This window comes from Chamaesiphon sp. OTE_8_metabat_110 (genome assembly GCF_031382685.1).
Taxonomy (GTDB): domain Bacteria; phylum Cyanobacteriota; class Cyanobacteriia; order Cyanobacteriales; family Chamaesiphonaceae; genus Chamaesiphon.
Genome location: NZ_JANMZA010000152.1, coordinates 1 through 4,963, shown reverse-complemented (window position 1 = coordinate 4,963; position 4,963 = coordinate 1). Strand labels below are relative to the sequence as shown.

Here is a 4,963-nt window from a genome sequence, read left to right as displayed (position 1 = left end):
ACGGGATAAACTGGGGTATTCATAAATTAATTATCTAAAGATCCGAGTAGTCCAGACCCAAATTTTATCATCGAATGAATAAAGTGCCACCTGCGATCGAAACAATATTTTCAATTATTTAAGTGCTTTAGCATCGAGCTGTTCCTTGACGTTTGACACAACCGAACGCATGTATCCAGACCATAAAAATTTATTAACGAGCCATAGGATCGGAACTGTAAATAAAGATTTAGATGTAAATGTATAACTCCAGCGGATGAGTGTGCTATTGGCTGAATAATCGCAATTTTCAAACCACCATTCGCCAATTGCTGCTGTAACTAAAAATCCTAAAATGCCAGAAAAATTACTAACTACATAAGCAAAATAATTTGGTTGGCTATACTGAGTCAGTAGTTCCTGGGCATGACTACCATCTGATAGATGCACGATTCTAGTCTGTCCGATCGCTTCCCAAGCACCAGTTTGAGCCTCTGTCCGAACAACTGCGGGTAATAAGCCATAGCCTCTAAAGATCGAAGTAAGATCGATCGGGACGACATGGCGAAAAGCCTCGCTCGGACTTACCGAAACTTGGATACTAACTACTGATGAAATCATCGATCGATTGGATAAATATTACTTGAATGCTAGTCGGTTGAAACTACCCGATTCACCCAATTAGTGACTCCCTACTGTTCCAAAGTTATTGATGATTTTAATTAATTACTAGTAATGTGGCAGCGTTTGAGTGGTTTCCCATCAATGAAATGACTCTCGACGATCGCGGGAATATCCTCACAAGTTAGATGACCGTATAAATGGCGATTGGGAAATAATATTTTTCTGACTTTACGTTGAATTTTATCTGGCAGCCAAGTAAAATCTGGCAAATTAGCACGATAGACAGCTACAACCGTACCAGCTTCACACCGATCCAAACATCCCGATTGCCGGATTTCGACTCGATCTGCTAATTTTTGCCGATCGATCTCATCCCGAAAAGCCTGATAAATCTCTACCCCGCCACAGTTGAAGCAACAGTTTTCGGGACAATCCAAATTACCCCGCTGTCTCGTACAGACAAACACTCGATATTTAGTTGCATTCATGTCTCGATCGCCTCAATTAAATATACTCCTCACCCGACTAAGAATCCAACGGCATCGTCACACCAGCTCGACTCATTTCGAGGCGCTCCTCATGTGATTCCTGACTCCTGACTTCATTCAATTGATGCAACGTGTCTACAAAGTCGCGAATCCCTTGAAATTGACGGTAGACAGACGCAAATCGGATGTATGCAACTTCACTCAACGGGCGCAATTCGACTAGCACCAGTTCGCCAATTTCGGCAGTAGTTACCTCTCGGAGCGATCGAGTTTGCAGTTGGGACTCGATATCATCCACGATCGATTCGAGGGTTTCGGGGGTGAGTCCGGTTTTCTGACAGGCATGAATGATGCCTCGGAGGAGCTTGGATCTGTCGAAGTATTCACGACGGGAATCTTGCTTGATGACCGTAACTGGCACAAATTCCAGTCGTTCGTAAGTAGTAAAGCGATGTTTGCAGCGCAAACATTCCCGGCGTCTGCGAATACTCTGTCCGGCTTCTGTCGATCGAGACTCTAACACCCGACTATCTGTATATTGGCAGTAGGAACATTGCATTGGGGAGATGGGAGATGGGAGCGGGGGAGACTGGGAGACTGGGAGACTGGGGGACGGGGAGACGGGGAGACGGGGTGACTTTCGTATTTTCTTTTGCCTATACCCTTTCCCCTCTTTCCTCTTCCCTAAAGCCTGCTTGGTGCGCTAAAGCCTAAAGCCTAAAACCTTGAAAAGAAAAATCTGAGCTAATTTAGAGATTTCTCTAGATTAGCTCAGATTGTGACTAAACTGAATTGTTGTTTACTTTTTGCGGGGAATCTTCGCAGGTTCGCGAAACGCGATCGCAAAAAAGACTGTACCCAAAGCCAATGCCGTTACCAAAATATAAATAGTTGCTTCCATGATTAGAATCCTACTGGATAACTTTTAGTTTAACAAACAGCCAGGGCATCGAGGAATAATTACTTTGGTAATACCAAACTCCCATTCCCCGATACCCAAGTTTCTAGGCTTCTTTACGACGCGTAGTAGGATCTCCCAATTTCTGGAACAGACCGAATTCGACTTGTTCTTCCATATCGGCTTCTACACCAGCAAATACGTCGCGGTAAATCGTCCGCGAACCGTGCCAGAGATGACCGAAGAAGAAGAATAGAGCAAATACAGCATGACCGAAAGTGAACCAACCGCGCGGACTAGTACGGAATACACCGTCAGAGCCAAATTTCTCGCGATCGAATTCAAAGATTTCACCACCTTGAGCTTTGCGGGCAAACTGTTTGACTTGATTTGCATCAGTAAAGGTTTGACCGTTGAGCGCACCACCGTAGAAGCTAGCAGTAATACCAGCTTGCTCGAAGCTGTATCTCGATTCTGCCCGACGGAACGGTACGTCTGCACGTACGACACCTTCGGAGTCAGTCAAGATGACAGGGAAACTTTCAAAGAAGTTAGGCAGACGACGTACGCTCAGTACTCGACCTTCAGAGTCCTTGAATACTGGGTGCCCTTGCCAACCTTGGGCGACCCCATCACCTTTGTTCATCGGCCCAGTCCGGAATAGACCGCCTTTAGCGGGGCTATTACCAACATAGTCGTAGAATGCGAGTTTATCTGGAATTGCTTTCCAAGCTTCCGCTTCACTCTTACCATCTTCGACGCTGCTCTGAACGCGACGTTGAATTTCCTGTTGGAAATAACCGCTATCCCACTGATAACGTGTCGGACCAAATAACTCGATCGGCGTGGTAGCATTTCCATACCACATCGTACCCGCAACGATAAATGCTGCGAAGAATACCGCCGCAATACTCGAAGAGAGTACGGTTTCGATATTTCCCATCCGCAACGCTTTGTAGAGACGTTCTGGCGGACGAACGGTGAGGTGGAATAATCCAGCAATAATCCCGACTGTACCCGCTGCAATGTGGTGAGCTACTACGCCACCAGGATTGAACGGATTAAACCCAGAAGGCCCCCATTCAGGCGCAACTGGAGCTACATGCCCCGTGATGCCAAATGGATCTGTTACCCACATTCCTGGGCCAAATAGACCCGTTAGGTGGAATGCTCCGAAGCCGAAGCAAAGTAATCCAGACAAGAACAAGTGAATCCCAAACATTTTGGGTAAATCTAAAGCTGGCTCTCCAGTCCGAGGATCTGTAAACAGTTCCAAGTCCCAGTAAACCCAGTGCCAGATCGATGCTAACATGAGCATCCCAGACAAGATAATGTGAGCGGTAGCTACACCTTCAAAAGACCAGAAGCCAGCATCAGCCGCTGATTCACCTGGAACGATACTCCAACCACCCCAAGATTTGGTAATCCCGAGACGCGCCATAAATGGCATGACAAACATGCCTTGTCGCCACATGGGATTGAAAACTGCGTCGCTAGGGTCGAAGTTTGATAGTTCAAACAGAGCCATCGAACCAGCCCAACCAGCAACTAAAGCTGTATGCATTAAATGCACCGATATCAGCCGACCTGGGTCATTCAGGACAACTGTATGCACACGATACCAGGGTAGTCCCATCGACTACGATCCTCCTTAAAATAGGTGTCTACGAAAATTCTTATTTTTTAAATAATCTCATGCACTATGTTATCCGCTTCCCACCTCGGAGGCAAGGCGATCGCCCGGTAATTAATCTCTGGCTGTCGATCGCTCGAAACCTCCACGTGACTGGACTCATAGCGGTTACAGCTCTTTGTTCGATTCCTGTTTGATGAAGATTTATCCTCAGAATGTTTACAAAAGTTAATAGTAGAGGGGAGATGGAAGATGGGAGATGGGAGATGGTAGGGAGTGAGGAATAGGGGGTAGAAGGTAGAGCGCAGAACAATTTTATCTGCTTAATTGACAGGTCAATCGCCATCTATATAAGTTCGAGTTGAGAGTTAGGATCGGGAGCGAATGACTCCATCACTTTCCTCCCAACTCCCGTCTACCCCCTCATCAAAACCATCGTCGTACTGGTATTGACGACAAAGCCGAGGCGTTCGTAAAAACTTTGCTGGTGGGTGGTGGTGAGATAAATGCGTTCTACTCGCTGCATACAAGGATGTGCGAGGACAGTTTCTACCAGTTTTCGCCCCAAACCAAGCCGTTGGTAATCGCAATCAATTACTACATCAAAAATTGTAGCTCGATATACACCGTCTGAAACAGCCCTAGCAAAGCCTACTAGCTGCTCGCCATCCCAAGCAGATACTACAGGATCGCTGCGATCGAGGGCTATTTTCAGATCTTCGGTCTGACGATCGACTGCCCAAAAGGCACTTTTATTTAGTAATGCTTGAAGTTTATACAGATCGAGATCTACACTGCGATCGCAAAACCGGATAGCTTGAACTTTCATCTATAGATCGGTGTTCTTTAGTAACTCTCGATCGATATTAGCTTCTATCGGGTCGCAATCTTGTAGGCTCGATCGCTAATTGATATCTAAGTTTTAAGTAATGGAGACAAGGAGGCTCGAACTCCTGACCCCTACAATGCCATTGTAGTGCTCTACCAACTGAGCTATGACCCCACGATACTTTTAATTTACTCGATCGCGTTTCCGATTGTCAAGGGGAAGGCTTTAGGTTTTAGATTTGATGCAATAGCTGGAATCTAAATGTTTTCAATATCCTCATTCCTGGTATTAATCTATCCCTAAAGCCTAAAGCCTAAAGCCTAAATCTAGGCTGGAAAAATCCGCAAGCGGCGATTGGGTTCTTCGCCAAAGCTGGCTGATTTAAGCCGATAGTGTTCGATCAGTTCGTGTTGCATTTTGCGGACATAACTCGATCGCGGTAACAATTCGACGGGTTGACCGTTGGGGATGACGATTTGCTCGACAGCTAATCGGGCTTCCTCTAGGGCTTC

The 4,963-nt window shown here is 46.0% G+C and carries 7 protein-coding genes and 1 tRNA gene; all 8 read right to left on the bottom strand.

Annotated elements, in window-relative coordinates:
- Positions 1 to 114: 114 nt before the first annotated feature.
- On the bottom strand, positions 115 to 600 hold the full coding sequence (locus tag RMO52_RS05635; protein ID WP_310411710.1) for an SRPBCC family protein: 486 nt from the start codon (positions 598 to 600) through the stop codon (positions 115 to 117).
- A 101-nt stretch (positions 601 to 701) separates the two neighbouring features.
- Positions 702 to 1,091 carry a (2Fe-2S) ferredoxin domain-containing protein gene (locus RMO52_RS05630; RefSeq protein ID WP_309744750.1) on the bottom strand — a complete coding sequence of 130 codons (390 nt, stop codon included), beginning with the start codon at positions 1,089 to 1,091 and terminating at the stop codon, positions 702 to 704.
- A gap of 37 nt (positions 1,092 to 1,128) precedes the next feature.
- On the bottom strand, positions 1,129 to 1,650 hold the full coding sequence (nrdR, locus tag RMO52_RS05625; protein WP_310411706.1) for a transcriptional regulator NrdR: 522 nt from the start codon (positions 1,648 to 1,650) through the stop codon (positions 1,129 to 1,131).
- A 240-nt stretch (positions 1,651 to 1,890) separates the two neighbouring features.
- Positions 1,891 to 1,992 (bottom strand): photosystem II reaction center protein T, encoded by a 102-nt coding sequence (locus tag RMO52_RS05620; RefSeq protein ID WP_295615699.1) that lies wholly within the window; start codon positions 1,990 to 1,992, stop codon positions 1,891 to 1,893.
- A gap of 103 nt (positions 1,993 to 2,095) precedes the next feature.
- Positions 2,096 to 3,625, bottom strand: coding sequence for a photosystem II chlorophyll-binding protein CP47 (gene psbB, locus RMO52_RS05615; RefSeq protein WP_310411703.1), 1,530 nt, complete (start codon positions 3,623 to 3,625; stop codon positions 2,096 to 2,098).
- A 412-nt stretch (positions 3,626 to 4,037) separates the two neighbouring features.
- Positions 4,038 to 4,451, bottom strand: coding sequence for a GNAT family N-acetyltransferase (locus RMO52_RS05610; protein WP_310411700.1), 414 nt, complete (start codon positions 4,449 to 4,451; stop codon positions 4,038 to 4,040).
- Positions 4,452 to 4,552: 101 nt separating this feature from the next.
- Positions 4,553 to 4,625: transfer RNA gene (locus RMO52_RS05605), tRNA-Ala, on the bottom strand.
- Positions 4,626 to 4,777: 152 nt separating this feature from the next.
- Positions 4,778 to 4,963, bottom strand: a 186-nt coding sequence (locus RMO52_RS05600; protein ID WP_310411698.1) for a R3H domain-containing nucleic acid-binding protein, incomplete at its 5' end; no start/stop codon positions are given.